This is a genomic window from Larkinella rosea, assembly GCF_003858635.1.
In the GTDB taxonomy this organism is placed as follows: domain Bacteria; phylum Bacteroidota; class Bacteroidia; order Cytophagales; family Spirosomataceae; genus Larkinella; species Larkinella rosea.
The window spans coordinates 330,480-353,119 of record NZ_RQJO01000008.1; the positions used below are offsets into that span (position 1 = coordinate 330,480).

14 protein-coding genes are annotated in these 22,640 nt (G+C 48.0%); 6 read left to right on the forward strand and 8 right to left on the reverse strand.

What is annotated here, in order from left to right; all coding sequences use genetic code 11:
• Positions 1 to 537: 537 nt before the first annotated feature.
• The 4 genes from EHT25_RS10220 to EHT25_RS10235 form a co-directional block, all read right to left on the reverse strand.
• Complete coding sequence (locus EHT25_RS10220) at positions 538 to 1,575, reverse strand: phage integrase SAM-like domain-containing protein (RefSeq protein WP_124874085.1); 1,038 nt, start codon at positions 1,573 to 1,575, stop codon at positions 538 to 540.
• 185 nt (positions 1,576 to 1,760) lie between these two features.
• Positions 1,761 to 2,651, reverse strand: coding sequence for a DUF8464 domain-containing protein (locus EHT25_RS10225; protein ID WP_124874087.1), 891 nt, complete (start codon positions 2,649 to 2,651; stop codon positions 1,761 to 1,763).
• A gap of 394 nt (positions 2,652 to 3,045) precedes the next feature.
• Positions 3,046 to 4,257, reverse strand: coding sequence for a VapE domain-containing protein (locus EHT25_RS10230; protein WP_124874089.1), 1,212 nt, complete (start codon positions 4,255 to 4,257; stop codon positions 3,046 to 3,048).
• A 110-nt stretch (positions 4,258 to 4,367) separates the two neighbouring features.
• Entirely contained in the window at positions 4,368 to 4,583 is a 216-nt protein-coding gene (locus EHT25_RS10235; RefSeq protein WP_124874091.1) for a hypothetical protein, read from the reverse strand.
• Positions 4,584 to 4,697: 114 nt separating this feature from the next.
• Here EHT25_RS10235 and EHT25_RS10240 point away from each other — a divergent pair, with 114 nt between their 5' ends.
• From EHT25_RS10240 to EHT25_RS10250, 3 genes are all read left to right on the forward strand, one after another.
• On the forward strand, positions 4,698 to 5,171 hold the full coding sequence (locus EHT25_RS10240; protein ID WP_185731329.1) for a helix-turn-helix domain-containing protein: 474 nt from the start codon (positions 4,698 to 4,700) through the stop codon (positions 5,169 to 5,171).
• Between the two features lie 252 nt (positions 5,172 to 5,423).
• Positions 5,424 to 6,071, forward strand: a complete 648-nt coding sequence (locus EHT25_RS10245; RefSeq protein ID WP_124874095.1) for a carotenoid biosynthesis protein — start codon at positions 5,424 to 5,426, stop codon at positions 6,069 to 6,071.
• Between the two features lie 201 nt (positions 6,072 to 6,272).
• Entirely contained in the window at positions 6,273 to 7,151 is an 879-nt protein-coding gene (locus EHT25_RS10250) for a MerR family transcriptional regulator (RefSeq protein WP_124874097.1), read from the forward strand.
• Positions 7,152 to 7,205: 54 nt separating this feature from the next.
• On the opposite strand, the gene EHT25_RS10255 is transcribed toward EHT25_RS10250, so the two are convergent.
• On the reverse strand, positions 7,206 to 10,226 hold the full coding sequence (locus tag EHT25_RS10255; protein WP_124874099.1) for a TonB-dependent receptor: 3,021 nt from the start codon (positions 10,224 to 10,226) through the stop codon (positions 7,206 to 7,208).
• Between the two features lie 425 nt (positions 10,227 to 10,651).
• On the opposite strand from EHT25_RS10255, the gene EHT25_RS10260 reads away from it, so the two are divergent.
• Complete coding sequence (locus tag EHT25_RS10260; RefSeq protein ID WP_124874101.1) at positions 10,652 to 11,725, forward strand: mannose-1-phosphate guanylyltransferase; 1,074 nt, start codon at positions 10,652 to 10,654, stop codon at positions 11,723 to 11,725.
• 77 nt (positions 11,726 to 11,802) lie between these two features.
• Here the strand turns inward: EHT25_RS10260 and thiL are convergent, their stop codons facing one another.
• Together thiL and EHT25_RS10270 are read right to left on the reverse strand one after the other, a co-directional pair.
• Positions 11,803 to 12,837, reverse strand: coding sequence for a thiamine-phosphate kinase (gene thiL, locus EHT25_RS10265; protein ID WP_124874103.1), 1,035 nt, complete (start codon positions 12,835 to 12,837; stop codon positions 11,803 to 11,805).
• 78 nt (positions 12,838 to 12,915) lie between these two features.
• Positions 12,916 to 13,362, reverse strand: a complete 447-nt coding sequence (locus tag EHT25_RS10270; RefSeq protein ID WP_124874105.1) for a hypothetical protein — start codon at positions 13,360 to 13,362, stop codon at positions 12,916 to 12,918.
• Between the two features lie 128 nt (positions 13,363 to 13,490).
• Here EHT25_RS10270 and EHT25_RS10275 point away from each other — a divergent pair, with 128 nt between their 5' ends.
• The gene (locus EHT25_RS10275) at positions 13,491 to 13,745 is read left to right on the forward strand and encodes a cytochrome b5 domain-containing protein (RefSeq protein WP_374756157.1); all 255 of its coding nucleotides are present in this window, start codon (positions 13,491 to 13,493) and stop codon (positions 13,743 to 13,745) included.
• Positions 13,746 to 13,767: 22 nt separating this feature from the next.
• Positions 13,768 to 14,613 carry an N-acetylglucosamine kinase gene (locus tag EHT25_RS10280; RefSeq protein WP_124874108.1) on the forward strand — a complete coding sequence of 282 codons (846 nt, stop codon included), beginning with the start codon at positions 13,768 to 13,770 and terminating at the stop codon, positions 14,611 to 14,613.
• Between the two features lie 117 nt (positions 14,614 to 14,730).
• Here EHT25_RS10280 and EHT25_RS10285 read toward each other — a convergent pair whose 3' ends face one another.
• Positions 14,731 to 22,299 (reverse strand): putative Ig domain-containing protein, encoded by a 7,569-nt coding sequence (locus EHT25_RS10285; protein WP_124874109.1) that lies wholly within the window; start codon positions 22,297 to 22,299, stop codon positions 14,731 to 14,733.
• Between the last annotated feature and the right edge of the window lie 341 nt (positions 22,300 to 22,640).

Genomic DNA, 22,640 nt, shown 5'->3' on the forward strand with positions numbered 1-22,640 from the left:
GGACAAAAATAACACGTAAATATACAAATTTTCACAATTTTAAATAATTTACACTATTTTTATAATATCATTATTCGCAAATATCATACATATGAAAACAGAAAGTTTTATCTCTAAAGCTGGTCTTGTTCAACTATACTGCACAAACTATCATTCTTTTTCTTTAGCGATTGAGCCAATAAAGGAACAAATTGGGTGGAAAGAAGGGAAACAATTATTCTCGCCAAAGATTGTCAGGATTATATTCGATTATTTGGGAGAGCCATTAACAAGAGAGGAACTGATAATCAAATAATTAATAGCGTTATCAAGTAAATTTTAGAGATTTCATCCAATATTTTTTAGTTGATTCAAAAATATTAAATTGTCTTAAAAGTTGACAATATTCCTTAATGAACTGATAACAAACACATTATAGCATTACAAAGTATCAAAAATATTTGAATTCCAGTAAAATATATCCGATAACATTCTATTTTAGTAGAGAAAACTCTAAACTTTTTGATAGTTGTAGCTATCAAAAAGTTTAGAGTTTTTTTAGACTTGTTTTGATTCAAACTCATTAATTAAGCGGTTTTCCCTGAGTCTTGCATATTTCTTGACATAATCAGTATCAGTATGCCCTAACATCAATGCTACCGATTCTAGCGTATAGCCTTCAGTATTTAAATAGTAATCTGTAAATGTATCTCGCGCTCGACTACAATATAGGTGTTTAGTGCTTGCAATTTTTCCAGCTTTTACAAGCAATTTATTATATGCCGATCCACGCGACGGAAAAGGCAATTTATCAATCCCCCCATAGTATCTTGCAATTGCTTGCGCTTGTTCAGAATAGGGAACGACGGCTAAAACAGCGGTTTTCTGTCTGTTTTTTTTAAGGTATTTTTGTCCGTTTTTCTCTATTATATTTTTATTAGTAAGCGATTTCGCGTCTGCATAATGGAACCCTGTATAAAGTTGAAACCAGAAACATTCTACAGCATCTCTCAAATCCTCTGGAAAATTAGTAGTGAACATTTTTAATAATTCATCGCTGGATAATGGCTCAGGCTCAGGGCGGGTAAACTTATCTGGCTTAAATCCTAGGATTGGAGAGCTTGGTAAAATATCGGTTCCAACGGCATGATGGAAAACGGTTTTAACAAATGCGAGTACACTGTTTATTGTACTTCCTTCATAATTTTCACTTATCATCCATTCTGTAAACTTACGCATGAAACCTGCCTTTAAATTCCTTGCAGGGACCAATTCCATACCTGATTTTTGGGCGTAAAAGGCAACTACATTTGCCCGTATACGATAGCCTTTTACAGTTGATTCAGCACGTTTTACATTCCGTCGAGAGAGTATAAAATCATCCATCAAAGAAATGATCGTTGGCTCATTTGAAACAACTTCTGTATCTGGTTGCGTGATTGTGTCAGGAATTGATATTTGTCCATTAAGCAATTGCCGTAAACGATTGTCCATCGACTTCATAAATGAATTAATCTCTTGATAAATATTGACTAATTCGTTTGCAGAATTAGATTGAAATTGGGTGCTAGTCTGAATGGTGTTGCTAGTTTTCATGGTCTTTTTTGTAGGTTATGATTTTGCTTTCAAAATGGTCGAAAATAGTGCCCTAAAAGTGGTCAAAAAGTGTCCTAAAAGTGCCCTAAAAGTAGTCGAAAAGTGCTCTAAAAAGCGGTCTAAAAGCGCCTAAAAAGCGGTCTAAAAGCGCCTAAAAAGCGGTCTAAAAGCGCCTAAAAAGCGGTCTATGTATTAGTGTAGCGCATTAGGAAGTCATTGAAGTCATTATACCCCGCATAAATCCCTCGGTGATCTATCACATTTACTCCCTTTTCAAGTAGTTTTTGATATGCACTATCACCTGCTTTATCGTTATCAAGAAAGCAATTGACTACCGGTGCAAGTTGTATTTGTTCCATTGCCCTGTTTAAATGAGTTGTGGAATTGAGAATGAGCGATGGATTGTGAAGCTGTTTAGTCTTGCAGTAAACCAGACACGACAGGAAGTCAAAGAATCCTTCAAATAAATTCAGTGCATTTGCGTTCACGCTGCTGGCTCCTTCAATAAAAGTGTAGTCACCTTTTCCAATCCAGCATTTGAACTTTTCGCTTCTGATTGCCCAACTGCCACAATTGGTCGAAAACCCGATACCAAAGCGTTTTTGTCCTTTACTTAGAAAATGTATCTCTTTACAGTAGTTCGATGCGTAGGCGTCAGGAATGCCGCGTTGATTTAGATATTTAAGTAATGCCTGGTGCTGGAGATGGATTATAGCGACGATTTCAAGTTTGGTTTCTGATTCGACGCTATAAGAGTTTTGGCCGATAAGGAAAAAGTAAGGCTTATTCGAGTCTGCTTGTAAAGCGGCTACTGCTTGGGGAAAACTGAAGCGATTCAGCCGCGCGACCAAATCAATAATGTCACCACCTAAATACCCATCTACTTTACCATAAGAAAAGTCTGCGAAGGTATTAGCAACTGGATCGACGTAAAAGGAAGCTGTTCGTTCATTTGTGAGTGGAGAGCGATAAAGAAACTTACTTCCAGTTGCAACCGGTTCATGTCCGAGCTTTTGTAAGTATGCAACGATTGAAATCTCTTTCTTAATTCTCGCTATTTCTTTTAATGAAATCATATGAGTAATGCTAAAAGATTATACATGTTGATCGATGTAACTCAGAATGGAAATTTCCAAAAACCAATTCTTTTTTCTTATCGGCTAAATATTAGAATAATTCAATTATTAGTATTACATGAATCATTCTAGAGAATTAAAAATGTTCAAGTCATGCATACCACTCTTACCACAGCCATTTCTGTTTGATAATCAGATATTTATATGTGGTAAGTGGGAAATTTCAAGTTACCACATTTAAAATTTCTCCTTCATTTGTGGTAAGGTTGTGGTAACTATGTGGTAGGTATAAGTTACCACATATTATACGTTAATAATCAAGCAGTTAAGATGTTGTGGTAACTGTGGTAAGTATAAGTAAGTAAACTTTTAATTTTGGAAAGCAAGCTAAAAATTACGTTTGAACTTGCTCAAGTAAATAGTATCCAAATGGGGTAAGTGGTCCAATTCTTTTCTTGTCTCTCTTTATACCTAATTGTGAGAGTGCAGTTCCAATTGATTGGCTACCTAACTTTATCTTATTTTCGGTTTTGACCCTTAGATCAAGTTCAATTTCAGTAGCAGTCATAAATCTGGCATTAGGAGTGTTTTTGTCTGCACCTATATAATATTTTGAGATCAAAACCATTTCATTTGTTTGGTTCTGATATTGTACGTTATTTTTTCCAGAGTATGTTATTTCATCTTGGGTTAAATTATACCTATACCCAGATTTAAGTAATCCCACCGCATGACTCCAAATTTTATTAATATCTAAAGAACAGTATCCTTGCGGACCTCCATTATCGTGTTTGATAGTTTTAACTTCAAATATTAACCATCGAACACTTCCAGTGCTATCAGTTAAAAATTCTTGCTGGTTTGTTGAAGCAAAAAAAGATGCTCTTCTTCTCATATAACTATCACTTTTATCATAAGGAAGTCGCACTTTTATTTGATCCTTTGTAAAATAAGATTTGGCTTTATTAATATCGTACTTACTAAAAGTTGCCAACTCGTCAAGATTAATAAATAAATTCTCAGCTAAAGACCGTTCACCGTCTTTACCCTCAAATTCAATATTCTCTTTCATGTATTTTTTCAATTTAGGAGGGCATAAAAATCGAAAAAATGACGTTTTTCCGTCATTTTGTGGCCCTACAAGTGTGAAGCAATGTTTATTAAAACTTATTTTATCTAATGCTAGTGCTACTACTCTTACAAGCATCATTTTAAATTGATGCTTAAAGAAATTAATCTCATCTTGATTATTACCAACTTCAATGTAATTTAATAATTCATCAATATAATCTGGCATTGTAGAATTCCATGCAGGTAAAGATTCAAAGTATTCTTTTATAGGATCGTATTTTTCGACCTCCGGACAAGTAATAAGCGTAGAAAGCATTTTGTCAAATCCAGTAAAACCCATCATGTAAAGCTCATGCGATAGATGGGCAGGATTCATTACTTTCCATTCAATTTCTCCCTTCAATTTGTATTCAATATCAACTGATACTGAATTAAATCTTAAATCATATTTATCAAACAAATAACTTTGAATTTGCTTATATTTTAGAATTGGTCCTCTTTTGTTTTCTTGCGATTCATTATTATTTTTGCTCATTGTTTTGGGGTTATTGGTGAGTAATTAGTGAAGGCACTTGCTTAGGGGGCAAGTGCCTTTTTTATTTAATAATCACATAATTCTTTGTTGCACTTTGGCAGGGTGCTTTTTTAAATTAATTCTGTGATACTGAATTTAAAGTGCGACGCTATTGCGCTAGCTTCTTTCAGCGTGGGAACTGTTTCACCACGATAAATTTTCGCAAACCGGTGCTTATTGATTTTTACCGATTCATAAAAGCTCTTTTGAGGCTTGAAATCAATTCCTTCGGGGAATTGTGATAAAATTGCATCTGCAATTTTACTGTGCGTATGTTGCGCAGTCATAGTGTTATGTTATTTAGATGTGGTGCTAAATAACATAATCACTACTTAATATGCAAATTATCGTAATGTATTTTGTCGTTTTATTTATAGGGGTGTCAAATCTAAATTTGCATCGTGGCAAACATCTACGAAAATATCCGCAGCTTTAGAGCTGAAAAGGGTCTAACTCAAGAAGATATGGCTGAGAAGCTTGGAATTAACCAAGGAAGCTATGCCCGATTAGAGAGAGGGGAGACAGAATTGACTCTAAAACGTTTAGACCAAATTGCGGCAATCTTTGAAGTAGATGGTACACAAATCATTCAAAAGGGAGAAAATCTTCTAGAAGAAGATCCAAGACTACTCGTTGCAAAAATCCATTCATTGCAAAAAGAGAACGAGCGATTAAAAGCTCAAATCAAAGAATTGGAACTAGAAGGTAGTGAAGACATTAGTTCATATCAAAAGAAGATTTCCGATTTAGATAAAGATCTTAAACACCTGAAAGGAATAAACAAGATTTTAGATGATCGGATTTTAGAAAAGGATAAACTAATACTTGAGAAGACACAAATGATTGAAATTTTAATGAGCCTTGCAAAAAAGTAGCAGATGTTAAATCTGTCTCTTTTGTCCCAAGACAACTCGTTGATTATAAATATTTTACACTATAATAAGGGCTTAAAGAAAAACCTGTTTTTTAAGGGACAAAAGGGACAAGGAGAAAACCGCCTTTTTTGCGGTTTTAAAGGGGGTGTTAAAAGACCCGTCTTTCTCCCTCTTATCGGCCCTGTTTTTTGACAGGGCCTTTTTTACGTCTTTACCATTCGCGTTTCAGCCTTTTCCACCCAGAGCCCGGTCATGCCCGATCGATTTTACCGCCCCGTGCTGACGCTCCTGATCCTGGCCTATACGGCTGGCATCATCGGTTTGCAAATGCCGTCGCTATCCCCGCTGTTCCGGAGTCTGGTGCCGTATAACCTGTTGGGTTCGCTTTTGTTGCTGTTGTTTTTTCATACCGACTGGAAACCGTCTTTTCTTTTTTACGGTATTCTGGCCATCAAACTCGGTTTTCTGATCGAAGTATTGGGTGTTCATACCGGTTTTGTCTTTGGTAATTACGTTTATGGGGAAACGTTGGGCTGGAAACTGTGGGAGGTTCCAGTGGTGATTGGCTTCAACTGGCTTATGCTGACGTATTGTTGCGGGGTGATTTTTGACCGATTCCTGGTACCGGTTTATTTAAAGACGATTCTGGCGGCATCGTTGATGGTCTTGCTGGATCTGCTGATCGAACCCGTTGCCATTCGGCTGGATTTCTGGAACTGGTTCGGAGCCCCCGTTCCGATCCGGAATTATTTGGGCTGGTGGATCGTATCGCTGGTTTTGCTGGCGATCTGGTACGGGTTACCGTTTCGGAAGCAAAACCGCCTGGCGTTGCCCTTACTCACTCTGCAATTCTTATTTTTCGCGATTCTCAATGCACTCATTTTCCTGTCTGGAGACTAAACAATTGGGAACTGCCTACAGTTATAAAGGGCTAAACAACGCTAGTTTCTTATTCGATTATTACAATTCTAAATTAGTCACCATTGTAATCATATAATTAATCTTTAGGTATCTTGTACCGCATCTATGCGGTTTGCGGAATAACAATAGCCTCTTTTTAAGGACGCAGGATTTGGGATAACTATTATTTATGCAATTCCCATGAGTAATTACTCAATTAAAGATTTGGAGCAACTTTCTGGAATCAAAGCCCATACGCTTCGGATCTGGGAGCAACGTTATAACATTATTTCACCCAAACGGACGGACACCAACATCCGTACGTATGATGACCTCGATCTGAAACTGGTTCTGAATATATCGTTGCTGAAGGACCACGGTTTTAAAATTTCCGAGATTTCGAAAATGTCGATGGTCGAAATGACCCGCGAAGTCGTCACGATCTCAGACCGAAAACTAAATTATCCTGACCAGATTCACGCCCTGACCCTTTCGATGATCGATCTGGATGAAGATCGGTTTGAAAAAATCATCAGCACAAATATTCTTCAGTTTGGTTTCGAAAAGACGATGATTTACATCATCTATCCTTTTCTCAGCCGGATTGGTACACTCTGGGTAACCGGTTCCATCGGTCCGGCGCAGGAGCACTTTATGTCGAACCTGATTCGCCAGAAAATCATTGTCGCCATCGACGGGCAGGTGCATAAACAACGACCGACGGGAAAAAAATACCTGCTGTTTTTACCGGAAGGTGAGTTACACGAAATCGGTTTGCTGTTTGCCAGTTACATGATCCGGGCGCGACAAAACCGGGTTATTTACCTGGGGCAAAGTCTGCCGCTGAACGAGTTGGAATTTGCGTACAGGCAGCACAAACCGGATTACCTTTTTGCGTCCATCACCTCTTCGCCAAGCAATCACGAAGTGCAGCCTTACGTGGATCGGTTAGCCAGCCTTTTTCCCGAAGCACAACTGCTGCTGACGGGCTATCAGGTCGTTGGGCAGGATATTCGTACTCCTTCCAATACGTTGATTATCAACACAACGGAAGATCTGATTCGCATTGCGAGTGCCTAAAAACAGCACCATTTTCTACATAAGGTTCGACGGATGCCGGTTTTTAAAAATGGCCTAGCGGTTCATCAGTTCATCGAACGTCAGCGAAACATAGTACATTCCGCCCACACTCGGATTGCCCCACGCCTGCGTATACAGCTTGCCGAGTACATTCGTGCCACCCACTTTCAGAATGGATTTGATACCCGGAATGCGTTTGCTCACCTGGGCGTCGAGCGAACCGAATGCCGGTATGGTGGTTTGCTGGCGCAGCGTCGCTTCTGTATTGGCGTAGCTCGACTCCCACAAAAATCCGTCCTGATGCCGGTAAAGGATGTTGAAGCCAAAACCGCTGTTGCGGATATTTCGGTTACCGAATGACAGGTTATACCGGTATTTGGGCGTATTGAAGAACGTGACAAAACCGCTCGGTAAGGAGCCGCGATTGGCCAGATCATTGAACGACACGTTGCCACCGATCGTAAAATGGCCCGGCAGCAGGTAATCGGCGCTAACGGCCCAGCCGTGGTTTTTGACCTGAATGGGCGCATTCACGTAAAAGCTGTAGATCGTACGGGTTGTTCCGCTGACGAGTTGCTGCAACGAAACCGGGTTGTCGATCGTGGCGGGTTGCAGGCCCTGCACGACCACCTGCGCACCCTCGAAATTCAAAAACCGGTTGTAATAATAATAGGCATCAATAAACAGTTTGTTGCTCAGTAATCCCTTATAGCCGACTTCGTAGGTTTCTACCCGCTCCGGGCTCCACTCTTGGCGCTGGTATGGCTGCAGCGACTGAGCCGCCACCGGCACAGCCGCTCCGCCCTGCAAAGCTGCGCCGAACGCCCGAACCGATTCCAGCGTGTAAACCGGGTTGAACGCAAAATTATATTTCTGCTGAAACGTCGGCAAACCCCCAATCAGGTGGCTGGTAGGCGTGTTGAGGTCGATGTATTGCGCCTGAGCGGTCGGAATCCGGAAACCGCGCTGAAACGACGCCCGGATGTTATGGATTTTCGCCAGCGTTAAAACCGCCGACAGACGGGGACTAAACTGGGCTTTGAAATTCATGTTTTTGTCGTACCGAACCGAACCCGTCAGTTTCAGAATGTCGGCAATGGTCTTCGCGGCCTGGGCGTAGCCGCCGTATTCGGTGATGTTGTATTCCTGTTTTTTTTCGTCCAGCGCAAAAATGGTTCCCCCGGAATTCAGTGCGTATTGCCGGTAATTACCCCCAACGAGCAGTTCAACGGTTTTGGGGTCGATTAGCTTGCTGAAATTATACATAAACTCGCCGTGGTAAAGGCTCGTCTTGTCGAGAAATTTAGCTCCCAGATTTGGCAGGGTGCCGGGCAGCGGCCGGCCGGAAACCGTGGCGGCTGCCTGGTCAAACTGCGGTGTCCCCGGCAAAAACCGCCCCTGATCGGCGGATGCGCGGGCGGCCGTGTGGAGGTTTGCCGATACCGAATTAACGGCATTAACGGCCGTCTGGTAGGCCGTTGCGGGATTTGTTGCCAACGCCTGCTGCAGTGCCGTGCTGAACGTTTGCAAAGCACCACCGGCGTACGTAAAGGCGTATTGCGGAAACCAGGACCCCACTAAATTGTTCGCGTCCAGACTTGGTTTCCAGGCTTCGTTGATGCCTTGCCCCAAAATGCCAATGGAAAACGAATCGCCGGAACGCTCCTGGGTGGTATAGCCGCGCACAAAAAAGTTGGAACCGCGCAATTCGGCCTTGTACTGACCGATGCTGAACCCTTTGATGTAAAACCGGTCCTGCCCCGTATAGCCCGTCGTGCCCGTTCCCCAGTTGGCTTGCAGAATAGCCTCCAGATTGTCGTTGATGCGGTAATGCAATGCACCATTCAGTTTCAGGCTACTGACTTTGTAATTAACCAGCTGACTCTCCGAATAGCCCGTCCGGGAAACCGTTACGTTGGGCAACAACACATCGTTGATGATTTGGGTTGCCGGAATTTTCGTGGCTGCGGAGAGCTGATTGACTCCCCCGATGATCTGGGCCAGATCCGGCGAAATGAGGGCGATCTGGGCCGGAGGAAGCTGCAAAAGCTGCGCAACGGTGCTCTGGAAGGCGCTCAAATTGGCGCTGGCATCGCCGTAGGTATTGATTCCGTCGTAACCCGGATTATTCTGGCGGTTACCGGTCCCGAGTGTAAATCCGTTGGCAAAACCCTGATCGCGGGTGTCGCTGGCCTGCCAGTCGTCGGCACTGATGTAGGATGCGCTGAGTTTGAAAGCCAGCCGGTTGCCGAATGCTCTGGCGTACCGAATGCCCGCGTCGTAGAACGGGGTGGTTGCTTTACTGCGGTTGCTGGCCGACATAATACCGGTTTTGGCATAGGCGCTCAGGCCCTGATACTGAAACGGATTCTTGCTCGTCATCAGCAGCAAACCGTTGATCGCGTTCGGACCGTACAGCGCCGAAGCCGCACCGGGCAGCAATTCAACACTTTCGACATCCAGTTCGGAGAGACCCGCAATGTTTCCTACGGAGAAATTGAGCCCCGGAGCCTGATTGTCCATTCCATCGACCAGCTGCACCACCCGCGTATTGCCGTTGGCACTGAATCCGCGCACGTTTACCGAGCGGAACATCAGACTTTGAGTGCTCATATCCACACCTTTCATGTTGAGCAGAGCGTCGTAAAAGGTAGCGGCTGGCGACGATTGAATGGTTCGGATGTCCATTTTCTCGACCGAAACCGGTGATTTCATCACGCTTTCTTCCACCCGCGACGCCGATACAACCACTTCTTGCCCCAGCATTACCTGTTCCTGAAGTTCAATGGCCAGAGCCGACTGGCTTTGAACCGCCACTTCCCGGGTTTGAAACCCGACCGACGAAACCACCAGCGTCAGCGGCAACGGGGCGGTGGTGGTTAAGGCGAATTGGCCCTGGTTGTCGGTAATGGTGCCGGCAACGGTGCCTTTTACCGTTATGCTCACCCCAATCAGCGGTTTTTTGGTGGTATTTTCGGTGACACTTCCGGTAATTTTTGTTTGTGCATAGCATTCTATGCACGTTACGAGAACTAACCCAACAAAAAGGGCGATGCGGGTATATCGTTTTTCCATAAGCGGGGAGCCGTTACGATCAATCAGGGAATCAGTATGATGGGAAGAAAATTACGATAATTGCTAAAAACTACCACCGGTGTACCCGTAAAATGATTGGAAATATTCGTTACGATTTGGCTTTCAATGCATTAATTTTCGTGAAGCAGGAACAAGTGTAGCCGGTTCTGTCTGGTTCTACCCGATCGGGCTTTCCCGATGCTGATCAGTCCCGCCGGTTTTAATGAACAAACCCTTGACCTTTTCATTTCCGAACAAATTACCCGATTTGATACCTTTGTGTCATTCATTGCTTCAAAAACCGTTTTGACCGGCGGTTTTGATAAGAAATTGATTCTATCTCTAACTTTTTAGTGCATTCGTTAGTAGTTTAGGAACCCCTTTTTCAATTTAGCAGGTTAAGGCTGTATACGAATTTCTTTTTTATGAACCATACCTATGTAGTAATTATGGCGGGCGGAGTTGGAACCCGCTTCTGGCCATTTAGTCGCACGAACAACCCCAAGCAATTTCACGATGTTCTCGGAACCGGTAAGTCGCTGCTGCAACAAACGGCAGATCGTTTTGACGGTATCTGTCCTCAGGAGCATATTTATGTGGTAACAAGTACCGAATATCAATCCCTGGTCAAAGAGCAGCTTCCCTACCTCAGCGACGACCAGGTTTTGTGTGAACCCGTCCGTCGCAATACCGCACCCTGTATTGCGTACGCAGCCTATAAAATTGCTCAGCAGGATCCGGAAGCCAATATAGTGGTGGCTCCCGCCGATCACATCATTCTGAAAGAAGAAGAGTTTCGGGACACAATCCGCATTGCCCTGGAAGCCACTGCCCACCAGAACGTTCTGGTTACGCTCGGTATTCAGCCCAGCCGTCCGGACACCGGCTACGGTTACATCCAGTATATTCAGGACGCCAGCGAGCAGCGCATCAAAAAAGTAAAGACGTTTACCGAAAAACCGCACCTGGAACTGGCCCAGCAATTTCTGGATAGTGGTGAGTTTGTCTGGAACGCCGGGATTTTTGTGTGGAACGTGCAGGCCATCCGCCAGGCGTTTGAAAGCTTCATGCCCGAAACGGCAGAGATTTTTGCGGAGGGGAATGAGTGGTATTTTACCGAAAAAGAACACGCATTTATCAATAAGGCCTACTCGCTTTGCAAAAACATCTCCATCGACAACGGCATTATGGAGAAGGCCAAGAATGTGTACGTTGTGCTGAGTGACTTCGGCTGGTCGGATCTGGGAACATGGAAATCGTTGTATGAAGTATCCGAAAAAGACGAGAACGAAAACGTCACGGATGGCACCCACATGCTGTACAATACCAATAACAGCATCATCAAAACGCCAAAAGGCAAGCTCGTCGTGATCAGTGGATTAGAAGGGTTTATTGTTGCCGAGTTCGACGGTGTTCTGATGATTTGCCCCAAAGATGAAGAGCAGAAAGTAAAAGAATTCGTCGCCGATGCCAAGCATCACGGGACGCACTTTGTGTAGACAAATAAAATGAACAATTAACAATGAATAATGAACCGCAGGCGCGCTCAATCATCCATTGTTAATTGTTTATTCCCTTAAAAGTGTTTCCACCCCTGGGCTTTAATATCGGTATATTGCCCGGCTTTGGTGGCCAGCAAAATCGATTCCGGTTTGTCGGTGAGGTAGCCGATGGGCGTGATGCGGGCGTGGTTTTTTAGTTTCTCAAACTCCTGCGGCCGAACGGTAAACAACAGTTCATAATCTTCTCCACCGTTCAGAGCCGCCGTTATGGGACTGATATTCAATTCGGTAGCCGCCAGATAGGTGGCGTCGTCGATGGGCAGGTTTTCATCGAAAATAACCGCTCCGGTTTTGGATTGCTTGCAGATGTGAATCAGTTCGGAGGCCAGTCCGTCCGAGATATCGATCATGGCCGTCGGCACCACGCCGAGGTCCTGAAGTTCGTAAACAATGTCGGTGCGGGCCGAAGGCCGAAGCTGACGTTCCAGCAAATAAGCCTTTTCTTCGTTGATTTCCGGTTGCATGCTTGGGTCGGCCAAAAAAACCTGTTTCTCGCGTTCGAGTACCTGCAATCCGCAGAAAGCCGCACCTAAATCACCCGTTACGCAAAGGACGTCGTTGGGCTGGGCGGTACTCCGGTAGGTGATCTTATCTTTGGCTACGCGCCCCGTGGCCGTTACGGAAATAACCAAACCAGAGCGGGAAGACGTCGTGTCTCCGCCAATCAAATCAACCTGATAGGCTTCGCAGGCGGCTTTGATTCCGTCGTATAACTCTTCCACGGCTTCGACCGAAAACCGGTTGCTGAGGGCGACACTGACCGTAATGTGCAGGGGCGTTCCGTTCATGGCGGCAATATCCGAGACGTTGACCGCAACGGCCTTGAAACCGAGGTGTTTCAGCGGTGAATAGGCCAGGTCAAAGTGAACGCCTTCCAGCAACATATCGGTCGAAATGAGCCAGTAGTCGGGGCCGCCGGTATCGATTACGGCGGCATCGTCGCCAATGCCGCGCACGGTTTCGGGGAGCGACGGGGAGCCAAAAGTCTGGTTAATGCGTTCGATCAGGGCAATTTCACCCAACGAATCCAGTTCAGTACGTGTATTCATAGCGATATAAAAGCAAAAAAGCCGCCTTCGGTTCGAAAACGGCGAAATTTATACGGCAAAAACCGTTCGGCGGTTTCCTTACGGATTGGCCAACGTGTATTTATTGGTGGTGCCACCGGTTTTACGATCCGCCGTTGTCCGGGTGATTTCCAGCGAATTATCCGTAACGGTGCCAATCGTAAACTCAATCGTTGGGCCATCGGTGGGGGCCGGGCTCAGGCTTTTCAGAATGAGCTTCGTATCACCCTGTAATTCATATTGGCCGGTCGAGGTAAACCCATCGACCTGTTTGATAACGACCGTGGGCGGGTTGCTCAGATCCAGCGAATATTGCGAATAACCCGGTTTTACGTTATTGGCTCCTCCTTTGGTATAAACCGTCACATTGTTTTCCTCCACTTTCTGCGCCGTCCAGGCCTTTTTAATCCGGTCCGAAAGCGGTGCCGTCTTTTTCTTGCTACAGCCGGTCAAAACCGTGAAGAGTCCCAGCACGGCAAAAAAGGCGATAAGAGTAGTTCTTTTCATAAAAAATAAAATTTATAGACTCGATTCCTGTTCATTAGTAAGCGGATAAAGTTAAGCGTTTTTACGAAAACCCTATTCAAACTTATCCGTAAAGTTGCATTTTTGCTGACTGAACTGTTTAAATGCCCATGTATATCGGTAATAACGATCGGTTAAAAGAATACACCCGCTCGCAACTGGCGCTTCGCAACGGTTCCGACCGCGACGAAATCTGGTGTGCTTACCAGGGTATTATTTACGATGTTTCTCCGAGTCGGCTCTGGCGCAATGGCAAACATTACGAACACTGGGCCGGTCAGGATCTCACCGACGAACTGCCCGATGCGCCCCACGGAGAATGGGTTTTCGGGCGTTTCCAGGCCGTCGGAAAATTAATCAGTTAACCCGCAAATTCCAGTCCGAAAAATGATACTCATTGCAGATAGCGGCTCCACCAAAACCGATTGGCGAACCATCGACACCCAGGGCCAGGTCAATCAGGCCCGAACCATTGGTTTCAACCCGTATTACCAGGATAGTGCCGCGATTGCTGCCGAATTGCAAACCGCTCTGCTGCCAACCGTTAAAGAAACGGTAGCAGAGGTTTTTTATTACGGCACCGGTTGCAACAGTGTCGATTCGTGCGGGGTGGTCGAGCAGGCGATTCGGACGGTTTTTCCGGATGCGCAGAATGTGCAGGTCAACAGCGATTTGCTGGGCGCGGCCCGGGCCTTGTGCCACCACGAAGCCGGGATTGCCTGTATTCTGGGAACCGGTTCCAATGCGTGCCTGTACGACGGACGCGATATTGCCCAACTGAGCGGTTCGCTGGGTTTCTGGCTGGGCGACGAAGGCAGTGGCGGGTATCTGGGCAAGACGCTGGTGGTGCGGTTTTTACACGACCAGTTGCCCGTTGAACTGGCGGAGAAATTCCGGAAACGGTTCCCCAAAGTTGATCGGATCACGGTGATGGAGCAGGCTTATAAACAGCCCTTTCCGAACCGGTATTTTGCTTCCTTTTCAAAATTTCTGTTCGATAACCGCAGCCATCCGGTGGCTTACCAGCTGGTTCACGACGCTTTCTCGCTGTTTTTCGACACGTATATTCGCAAGTTTCCGGATGCGGCCCAACTTCCGATTCACTTTGTCGGTTCGGTGGCGTTTTATTACAGCGATATCTTGCGGCAAATTGCCAACGACAAAGGATTGACGGTGCGTCGAATTCTGGAAACGCCCATCGCCGGATTGACGCTCTATCATCAGGATGCCTAGTTGTTGCCAGGAAACATAATTTCTCAAAAACTGCTTTTCATCCCACAAAAAAAGACTTTACCCGAAACTGGATAAAGTCTTTTTTCTAACTTCTCGTATCTATAATATCCTAAGAAATTACTGTTTCAGCACTTTAATCACTTTCAAAACGCCCCCTTCGCCCAGAACCTGGAGGAAATATAAACCGGAGGGCAGATGGAGGTTTTTGACATCAAGTACGGTTTTAAGCTGGCTGGAATCGACGTGATTTCCCTGTAATTCCCACTGATTTCCCGTTGCGGACGACAAGGAATACCGGTAGGGCGTTGCCGAACCCGACCGATCGGGGAGCGTCAGGTTGATGACATCCCGAACCGGATTCGGATAAACGTTCCAGACATCACCCGGTTTTTCGGCACTGGTCAAATCGCTCTGAACGCCAATCCGGCCACCACCCGGCACAAACGAGAAGGCGATGTTCCGGGTAATGATCAGCTCTCCGCTACCGTTGGCCCCCGTGAAAGCCGAAAGCCGAAGCACATACGCGCCGGTCTGGGGCTTGAAACCATCGTCGTCACCAAACAATCCAAACGGTGCCTGATTATCGACGTAATTATTCGGCGTGCTGCCCGTCAATTCAAACGAGATACTGCCTACCGGCACATTGGACGTACAGAAAAAATTGATTCTCTCGGGCAAATTAGTAATACCAATCGAGCTGTTGTCGGTCAGTTCCTGAATAATCTGGCGGGATGCGGCATTGCCCGCTTTCATCATCTGAACGGTCAATTGCGGCTCCCGCACGGTCAGTCTGAACGTAATGCTGCTGCTTTTCTGATCAGAGCCCGTGCTTTTTACCGTCACCGTATAATCCCCGGCAATTTGCGGTTTTCCACTCGCGGTCCGGTTCGAAGCATTGAAATTGATTCCGTCCGGCAATCCGCTTACCTCCAGCTGATTGCCGGCACCCGGTTCGGGCAAGGTAAACGTATAGAACAAGCCTTTGGTAATGACCTGATCGCTGATGGGGCTTTTGCCATCACTACAAGCCGTGGTATACGTGTATTTGGCAACCTTCTGGCCCTGCCGGGCTTCAATGTCGAACGTGCTTCCCTTCCGCATCGTCAGGTAAAGGGTCTGGGTTGCATTCGTCGTCCAGTCGGTTACACCTGCGGCCCGGTATTCAATCGGCGTATTATCTCCTCCGCTCGTCCGGAACGTGATGCGGCCCGTCTGACAATCGTAATCAGGCGCCAGCACAACCAGATCCGGTGTGGTGGGCGTCGTTGATGCCGGATTGACCGTCAGGGTGATTTCGACGCTGGTTTTGGCTCCCTGATTATCCGTGGCTGAATAGGTCAGTTTGTACGTTCCCGACGTGGCAACCGTTCCCGCCAATCCCCGGCTTACCGGATCAAAATTTAGACCAGCGGGCAAACCGCTAATGGTATACGTTAACGCTCCATTCTCGGGATCGGTGAAAACCGGTAAAACCGTTTGATAAGCTACCGTCGCGGTCGCGGTCAAGCCCGCAACAGTCGGGGCCACCGGCGGCTGATTGGTCGGCGTAGAGCCACCCGGTGCGGCATTCACCGTTAGCGTTATGTCAACGCTGGTCTTGGCGCCCTGATTGTCCGTTGCGCTGTAAGTTAATTTATAGGTTCCGGCCGTGGCAACCGTTCCGGCCAAGCCCCGGCTGATCGCATCGAAATTCAATCCGGCGGGTAAACCGGTCATGGTATACGTCAACGCTCCTCCCTCCGGATCGGTGAAAGCCGGGATCATGGTCAGGTAAGCCACATTGACCGTCGCCGTTAAGCTGGTCAGGTTCGGAGCCACCGGCGGCTGATTCGTCGTCGGATTTGAGCCACCCGGAGCGGCATTGACCGTTAAGGTAATATCAATACTGGTTTTGGCACCCTGATTATCCGTGGCGCTGTAGGTCAGCTTATAGGTTCCTGCCGTAGCTACCGTACCGGCCAAGCCCCGGCTGATCGCGTCGAAGTTTAGGCCCGCGGGCAAACCGGTCATGGCATACGTCAAGGCACCGTTCTCGGGATCGGTGAAAACCGGCAGCGTTGTTTGGTAGGCCACCGTCGCCGTGGCGGTCAGGCCCGCAACGGTCGGGGCTACCGGTGGCTGGTTGGTTGGCGGGGTGGTGGTAGAACCCGCGCAGGTCAGGGTTTTGGGTGCGCCTTTGAGTAAGTAGGTCGAACCCTGCACCCGTGCCCAGATCGAGTATGTCTGGTTATCCTTCAGTTCGTTCGGGGTATCCCAGCTGTAGCCGTGGTTTCCGTTTCCTTTGCCATTGTCGCGTAGATCCTGCCGGGAAATGTTGGCGACCACCGAACCCAGCAAGCGAGCCGACGCCAGGGTGGGTCCTACCAGAAACTCAACGGTCAGGGGGGTATTGGGCAGGTTGGCATCCCAGACCCAGCCCGAAATATTCACGCAGCTTAACTGATCGAGATATCCTTCGAAATTACCGGTAACTACGGTCGTGGGCGTCGTCGGGGTGGTTCCACCCGGAGCGGCATTGACCGTTAAGGTAATATCAACGCTGGTCTTCGCTCCCTGATTATCCGTGGCGCTGTAAGTCAGTTTATACGTTCCTGCCGTGGCAACCGTTCCGGCCAATCCCCGGCTTACCGGATCGAAATTCAATCCGGCGGGCAAACCGGAAATTGCATACGTCAAGGGGCCGTTCTCAGGGTCGGTGAAAACCGGCAACGTTGTTTGGTAGGCTACCGTCGCCGTGGCGGTTAAGCTTGGTGCAGTCGGTGCGACTGGCGGCTGATTCGTTGTCGGATTTGACCCACCTGAAGCATTCACCGTAAAAGTAATATCGATGCTGGTTTTAGCTCCCTGATTGTCCGTGGCCGAATAGGTCAATTTATAGGTTCCGGCCGTGGTAACTGTCCCGGCCAAGCCGCGGCTGATCGCATCGAAATTCAATCCGGCGGGTAAACCGGCCATGGTATAAGTCAACGCTCCTCCTTCCGGATCGGTGAAAGCCGGGATCATGGTGAGGTAAGCCACATTGGCCGTTGCCGTTAAACTGGACAGATTTGGGGCTACCGGTGGCTGATTTGTCGTCGGATTCGTTGGCGTGGTGGTCGAACCGGTACAGGTCAGGGTCTTGGGTGAGCCTTTCAGCAAATACGTCGACCCTAACACCCGGCCCCAAATTGAGTACGTCTGGTTGTTCTTCAATTCATCCGGCGTTTCCCAGCGATAACCGTGGTTGCCATTGCCTTTGCCATTGTCGCGCAAATCCTGACGGAAAATATTGGAAACTGTTGAGCCAACTAAACGGGCCGACGCCAGGGTGGGACCTACCAGAAACTCAACGGTCAGGGGTGTATTGGGCAGGTTGGCGTCCCAGACCCAGCCCGAAATACTGACGCAGCTTACCAAATCCAGGAATCCTTCGAAATTACCGGTAACTACGGTTGTGGGCGTCGTCGGGGTAGTTCCGCCCGAAGTCGTATTCACCGTAAAGGTAATATCGATACTGGTTTTCGCGCCTTGATTATCCGTTGCGCTGTAAGTTAATTTATAGGTTCCGGCCGTGGCAACCGTTCCGGCCAAGCCCCGGCTGATCGCATCGAAATTCAATCCGGCGGGTAGACCGGTCATGGTATACGTCAACGCTCCTCCCTCCGGATCGGTGAAAGCTGGGATCATGGTCAGGTAAGCCACATTGACCGTCGCCGTTAAGCTGGTCAGGTTCGGAGCCACCGGCGGCTGATTCGTCGTCGGATTTGAGCCACCCGGAGCGGCATTGACCGTTAAGGTAATATCAATACTGGTTTTGGCTCCCTGATTATCCGTGGCGCTGTAGGTCAGTTTATAGGTCCCTGCCGTAGCAACCGTACCGGCCAAGCCCCGGCTGATCGCATCGAAATTCAATCCGGCGGGCAAACCGGTCATGGCATACGTTAAGGCGCCGTTCTCGGGATCGGTGAAAACCGGCAGCGTTGTTTGGTAGGCTACCGTCGCAGTGGCGGTCAGGCCCGCCACGGTCGGGGCTACCGGTGGCTGGTTGGTTGGCGGGGTGGTGGTAGAACCCGCGCAGGTCAGGGTTTTGGGTGCGCCTTTGAGTAAGTAGGTCGAGCCCTGCACCCGTGCCCAGATCGAGTATGTCTGGTTATCCTTCAGTTCGTTCGGGGTATCCCAGCTGTAGCCGTGGTTTCCGTTTCCTTTGCCATTGTCGCGTAGATCCTGCCGGGAAATGTTGGCGACCACCGAACCCAGCAAGCGAGCCGACGCCAGGGTGGGTCCTACCAGAAACTCAACGGTCAGGGGGGTATTGGGTAGGTTGGCATCCCAGACCCAGCCCGAAATACTGATGCAACTCACCAGATCCAGAAAGCCTTCGAAATTACCGGTAACGGGGGTTGTCGATTTGGAAACGACGATTAATTTAAAAGTAAGCGACCCAACCGTATTTCCCTTGTCGTCGGTTGCCCGGATGCTCACGGTGGTTGTACCGGTTTGCGTTGGTGACCCCGAGATGGTACGATTCGCGGAAGCATACGCTAACCCATTGGGCAGACCGTCAACTTTGTAGGTAATCCCGGCGCCAGGGTCTGGTAATGTATACGAGTATGATTCGCCAATGTAGATCGTCTGGTCGGCCAGCGTCGACGAACCGGGGGGCGAGCAAGTGGTCGTATACGTGTAACTTACTTCGCGGTCGCCCTGACGCGCCAGTAATCGGAGCTCGGTTCCGCTCAATTTATCCGCCCCAATGGTAAAGGCCGGGTTGCTGTTCCAGTCGGCTATTCCCGGAATCGAATACGTGATGGCGCTGCCGTTGCCGCCGGTGGTGTTGATCGTCAACCGGCCGGTTTGGCAATTGAGCGTTGGTGCGGTGATCGCCAGGGGAGCGGTGCCATTGTCGCGAATGGTCAGCACAAACACATCTTCTACTTTAGCCCCCCGATCATCGGTTGCGGTCACGGTGATGGTTGTCACACCCGCTTTGGTAGGCGTACCCGAAATGGCATCGGTACCGACATCGTACGCAAGACCTTCGGGTAAGGCGCTCACGAGTACGTTCAGCGGTGTTGAACCCAGAAACGTTTCCGGCGGAATTTTAAGGATAAAGAACTGACCTACCGGGTAAGACTGATCGGCCATCGGTTTGGCAAGCGTCGGTGGCTCGTATCCTTTACAAGGGGTCGTATACGTGAATTTGATTTCTTTGCCGCTTTGCCGAGCCTGAATATCGAAGGTCGAGCCGTTGCGGAGCCAGGGGGCAATGGTAAAGCTGGTATTGGCGGTCCAGTCGTTCGTAATACCAACCACCTTGAATTCGATCTTCGTGCCATCTCCTCCGCTGGTCCGGAATTTACTTTCACCGGTATTACAATCGACCGTTGGCTCCAGAATCGCCAGTTGTTCCGGCGATGTTGCAGGATTAATGGTAAACCGGAATTCGGTGGTGACGCTGGCTCCCTTGTTGTCGTTGGCTTTCACCTTCACGGTGATTGTTCCGGCCGTAACGGGGGTTCCTCTGATCGTGCGACTGTCGGCGTCGTACGTTAGCCCGTTGCTGAGTCCCGTAACTTCCAGGCTCGTAATTTGCCCATCGGGGTCAGAAAACGTCTCGTTGGAAATGACATAGCTAAAATTCTGGCCAACCGTAGCGGTTTGGGCGGGAATGGGTTTGCTGACAACCGGCGGTTTGTTTACGTCATCCTGCTTCGTAACCGTTAGCTTAAAGCTGGTCGAAACACTGGTTCCTTTGTCGTCAGTGGCTTTCAGGTTGATGGTCGAAACGCCTTCATTGGTCGGTTTGCCGCTGATCGTCAGTGTCTGAGTATCATAGGCAAGCCCCACGGGCAAGTCGGAAACGTTGATACTCACAATGCGTCCATCCGGGTCTTTGAAGGTTTCGTCCGGAATCCGGTAGGAGTAATTCTGGCCGAGTACGGCCGAACGGTCCGCAATCGGTTGATTGACAACGGGTGCCTGATTCGAATTGGGCCCCTGTACCGTTATTTGAAACTGCGTCGATACCGACGAGTTCTTGTTGTCAAAGGCGCGAACCGTGACCGTGAACGTACCGGTTGCGTTGGGTGTCCCGGAAATCGTTACGCCATTGGCCGAAAGTCCCATTGCCGGCAAACCGGATGTAATTTCTACTTTGGTAATGGAACCGTCCGGGTCTTCAAATGTAGCGGTTGGAATGTTGAACTCAAATGCTTTTTCGACGTAGGCTGTCTGATTCGGAATCGTCTTCACCACCCGGGGGTCCTGATTGGCATTGTCTTCCAGCCAGTCTTCGTTGATGACAATATTGACCGGTCTCCGTCCATTCTGGGCGTATTGTCTCGACCACTGATCACTGGCGCGATCCGGATCGGTGACGTCGTCCCGCACCATCGACGACAATTTATAACTGGTGCTACTACCGGTTTGTACCTGTGTAACCGGCTGAGACAATAACCCCCGGCTCACCACTTGTTGAATGAGTTGATTCAGCGATGGACGGGCATCCCAACCTCCGAAGTTGGCGAGGGTCACTAATCGGGCACCGTGTTCGAAACTTTCGGCAACCTGATCATAAAAGCGGCCTACAGACACACTATTACTGAACAAACCGTCTACCTCATTACAAACCCAGCCTCCTGCCCGAATATTACTCCGGACAACGTCCATCGAATAGCGGTGATTGTAGTCGGGCCCGTCGTTGATTTTCAGGCCATCGGCGTTTTGGGCGAGACTTTTCAGGCCGAATGTCCCCCGCAAACCGCTCTGACGATCCCAAACGCAACCGTGCTGGTTGACAACCGGTATGGAACCGTTCACTTCTTTAACGGTCCGGGTGGTTTCGTCGATAAACCGCTTCAGCATCAGGTGACGGAAAACGTACCAGTCTTCACCCCAACGTCCGCGGTTAAAGGAAATGTACGGATCCTGCTGATTGTAGGGAGGAGGAACTACGGATTCCCAGCGGCTGAAATCACTGCCCCAGCGCCGGTTGAGAGCCTCCAGCGAAAACCGCCCCTGTAACCATTGCCGAAAACCCTGTTTCATGGGGTCGCTGTAATCGAACGGGATGGGATAGGACGGCCCGAATCCGTTCCGTTCGTTGCGGGGGGAATATTCGGCTTCCTGAATGGGAGATGCCGTGACGGACATAAACAGCAATTGGTCCTGCTGCTGCAGGTATTGGAAATGTTGGGAAACCTGCCGTACAAAATCTTTGGCCAACTCAAGCGTAGGTTGGTGAGCAAAACTGAACTGAACCGCTCCACCAAAGCTCATTTTGCTATCATCACCGCCCTGCATGGTTTGTTCGGGATTCCAGAACCCATTGACCCGGTTTGGTTCCCGGGCCACCTGAATCCGGATGGCAACCTTCATTCCCATTCGCAAAGCCGTATTGACGTGAGAATCGACCACCCGCCAGTTGGGAGCACTGTTCCGGGTCGGATACACCTTGTCCCAGTGCACGGAAATTTCAGCCGCATTACACCCCATTCGACCCGCATTCTCGATCCGTTCGTCGTCTACCTGCGGATCATCTTCGTAATTGAAAACTACAATGGCGAGATAACGTTGACGTTCGGGAAGCTTGGGGGCAAAAGCAGGGCCTGTCGACGGTTCGGAGCCACCGAATGCTATTGCGTTCGTATAAACCAGGCTGAAAAGCAATAAAAACCTACTAAATGTTACGGTTAATGTCCTGATCATCAGTGCGATGGGGTATATTTTACATGGGTTTCCAGCCTGATGAGACTACACGAAATCTTAATACGGAAATCCATCGTTTCCGTACCATCCACTCGGGTATTCATCTCAGGCTTGCTTCGGTGGATCAATCTTAAAAAGAGAAAGAATCTCTGTCTGATAAACCGAATGAAAGAATTGATTAGCAGTCAGATTATCGATTAATCTGCCGTAATTCGACTTTGATAAGTATGAAAGACAAAAATCATTCCAATGTAGTTGGCACTATGGAATGAAACCCGAATGGACCCTGTCCGTTGCGAAAGTTGAAAGCTAACGAATGGACAAATGAGGGATCTGTTATT